Below are 3,130 nucleotides of genomic sequence, written 5' to 3'. Positions count from 1 at the left end.
GAGCTGCAGCCCGACCGCCTGGAGCAGGCCCGGGCCCGCACGGCGCCCGGCGTGCGCTGGCACCTGGGCCAGCTCGACATCTTTCCCGACGCGAGCATGGACCTCGTGAGCGCGCACTCGGTGTTTTCGGCGCTCCTGGACGAAGACCTGCGGCGGGGCCTGGCCGCCGAAATGTGGCGCGTGCTGCGTCCGGGCGGCTGGACGATGATCTTCGATTGTCGCTACGGCAGCGCGCGCAACGCCCACGTGCGCAAGGTGACGGACGTCGAACTGCTGCGCTTCTGGCCCGCCGCCAGCCGCCACTACCGCACGCTGGTACTCGCTCCGGCGCTGGGCCGCCCCCTGGCCGCCCTGCCCTGGCTGATTCCGGAAGCGCTGGCGACGGTGCTGCCGCCGCTGCGCTCCCACTTCATCTACATGGCGCGCAAGCCGGAGACGGATCGGATGGATTAATAAATCTCCGGATCCGGGTCGGTCCGCTCCAGCTCCAGCGACGCCGCCAGCAACGCAAGACGCGCCACCACGCCGTACACATAGAACCGGTTCGGCGCGGCGGTGCCCGGCTTGGCCTTCAGGTCCGGCACGGCATGCTGCTGCGCGAACGCGAGCGGCACGTATTGCGAGCCCGGCGCGTTCAGGTTCTGGTCGACGCCGCGCTCGGCATGCACGCGGTAGAAGCCGCCGACGACGTAGCGGTCGATCATGTACACGACCGGCTCCGCCACCGCGTCGTTGATCGACTCGAACGTGGGCACGCCTTCCTGGATCATCACGTCGGTGACGGTGACGCCATCCTTGATGACCGACATCTTGTTGCGCTGCTTGCGGTTCAGGTCCTTGACCTCGCTCGCATCCTTGACGGTCATGATGCCCATGCCGTACGTGCCGGCATCCGGCTTGACGATGACGAAGGGTTTCTGGTCCTTCATCCCGTATTCCTTGTACTTCTTCTTGATCTTCGACAGCAGCGCCGACACGTTATCGGCCAGGCATTCCATGCCCACGTCTTCCTGGAAATCGACCTCGCCGCATTTGCTGTGCAGCGGGTTCACGAGCCACGGGTCGATGTCGATCAGCTTGCCGAACTTCTTGGCGACCTCGTCGAACGCCTTGAAGTGGTTGCTCTTGCGGCGTACGGCCCAGCCGGCGTGCAGCGGCGGCAGCAGCGACTGCTCGTGGACGTTTTCCAGGATGCTCGGGATGCCGGCGGACAGGTCGTTGTTCAGCAGGATCGTGCACGGATCGAAGTCGGCCAGGCCGACGCGGCGGCCGTTGGGCGAGCGCACGAGCGGTTCCACAACCAGCATGTTGCCGTCCGGGAGCGCGAGCGGCGTCGGCTCCGTCACCTCGGGCGACAGCGAGCCCAGGCGCACGTGCAGGCCCGTCTGGCGGAAGATCTGCATCAGGCGCTGCACGTTCTGCAGATAATAGGGATTGCGCGTATGGCTTTCCGGGATCAGGAGCAGGTTGCGGGCGTCCGGGCAATACTTGTCGATCGCGGCCATGGCGGCCTGTACCGTCAGCGGCAGCATCTCCGTCGACAGGTTGTTGAAGCCGCCCGGGAAGAGGTTCGTGTCCACCGGCGCCAGCTTGTAGCCGGCATTGCGCAGGTCCACCGAGCAATAGAACGGCGGCGTGTGCTCCTGCCACTCGAGGCGGAACCAGCGTTCGATGGCGGGCGTGGCTTCGAGGATCTTCTTTTCCAGGTCCAGCAGGGGACCGGTCACGGCGGTGGCGAGGTGGGGAACCATAAAAATGACGTCCTTCGGGCTTCTTGGCGATATGGTAAGCCGAGATTGGGGTGTTAGAACGTTTTTTAAAGACCTTTATGCACTTTAGAAATAAAAAAAGCGCCCCGGAGGGCGCTTTCGCATATTGCTAGCCTGACAATCAGGAGTGATAAGCCTGCTCGCCGTGGCTCGTGATGTCCAGGCCTTCGCGTTCCTCTTCCTCCGGGACACGCAGGCCGACGACGACGTCGACGATCTTGTAGGCGATGAACGAGACGACGGCCGACCACACGATGGTGGTGCCGACGGCTTCCGCCTGCACGAGGACCTGGTGGCCGATCGAGTACGGGTCGGCGGACATCTTGTTGGTGACGTAGTCGAAGATGCCCTGGCCGCCCAGTTGCGGTGCCGCGAACACGCCGGTCAGCAGCGCGCCCAGGATACCGCCCACGCCGTGGACGCCGAACACGTCCAGCGAGTCGTCGGCGCCGATCATGCGCTTCAGGCCGTTCACGCCCCACAGGCAGACGATGCCGGCGACGAGACCGATGACCAGGCCGCCCATCGGACCGACGAAGCCGCAGGCCGGGGTGATGGCGACGAGGCCGGCGACGGCACCCGAGGCGCCACCCAGCATCGACGGCTTGCCCTTGGTGATCCACTCGCCGAAGACCCACGACACGGTGGCGGCGGCGGTGGCCAGCAGGGTGTTGACGAAGGCCAGCGCGGCGACGTCGCCCGCTTCCAGTGCCGAACCGGCGTTGAAGCCGAACCAGCCCACCCACAGCAGCGAGGCGCCGATCATGGTCATGGTCAGCGAGTGCGGGGCCATCGATTCACGGCCGTAGCCGACGCGCTTGCCGATCAGGATCGCACCGACGAGGCCGGCGATAGCGGCATTGATGTGCACCACGGTGCCGCCCGCGAAGTCGAGGGCGCCCTTCTGCCACAGCCAGCCGGCCTTGGCGGTCTCGGCGTCGAGGGTCGCGGCGGTGATGGCATCCGGACCGGTCCAGAACCAGACCATGTGGGCGACCGGCAGGTAGCCGAACGTGAACCACAGCACGACGAACAGCAGCACCGCGGAGAAGCGGACGCGCTCGGCGAAGGCGCCGACGATCAGGCCGCAGGTGATGGCCGCGAACGTGCCCTGGAACGCCACGAAGACGAACTCGGGGATGACGACGCCCTTGCTGAACGTGGCTGCGGTCGAGAACGCTCCCTTGACCGGATCCCAGATCCCGTTCAGGAACAGGCGGTCGAAGCCGCCGATGAACGCGGTCTTCTCGGTGAACGCCAGCGAGTAGCCGTAGATGCACCACAGGACGATGATGACCGCGAAGATCATGAACACCTGCAGCAGCACGGACAGCATGTTCTTGGAACGGACCAGGCCGCCG

Annotated in this window: 3 protein-coding genes; 1 reads left to right on the top strand and 2 read right to left on the bottom strand. The window is 65.7% G+C overall.

Translation table 11 applies throughout. The features are described 5' to 3' along the window. Positions 1-453: class I SAM-dependent methyltransferase (locus ACEN88_RS27915; RefSeq protein ID WP_413344881.1), on the top strand; the 453-nt coding region annotated here is incomplete at its 5' end. Here the strand turns inward: ACEN88_RS27915 and gshA are convergent. Next, entirely contained in the window at positions 450-1,751 is a 1,302-nt protein-coding gene (gshA, locus tag ACEN88_RS27910) for a glutamate--cysteine ligase (protein WP_036235279.1), read from the bottom strand. The two genes, ACEN88_RS27915 and gshA, sit on opposite strands and share 4 nt — an antisense overlap. A gap of 139 nt (positions 1,752-1,890) precedes the next feature. Beyond that, positions 1,891-3,130, bottom strand: a 1,240-nt coding sequence (locus tag ACEN88_RS27905; protein WP_413344877.1) for an ammonium transporter, incomplete at its 5' end; no start/stop codon positions are given.

It is taken from the genome of Massilia sp. CT11-108 (assembly GCF_047302915.1).
Lineage (GTDB): Bacteria > Pseudomonadota > Gammaproteobacteria > Burkholderiales > Burkholderiaceae_D > Telluria > Telluria orientalis.
The sequence above is the reverse complement of the archived record's forward strand: the minus strand, read 5'-3'. Positions and strand labels throughout refer to the sequence as shown.

Excerpts from the sequence above, each read along its gene's own strand:
- gshA (WP_036235279.1), bottom strand. The coding sequence starts at position 1,751 with ATGGTTCCCCACCTCGCCACCGCCGTGACCGGTCCCCTGCTGGACCTG.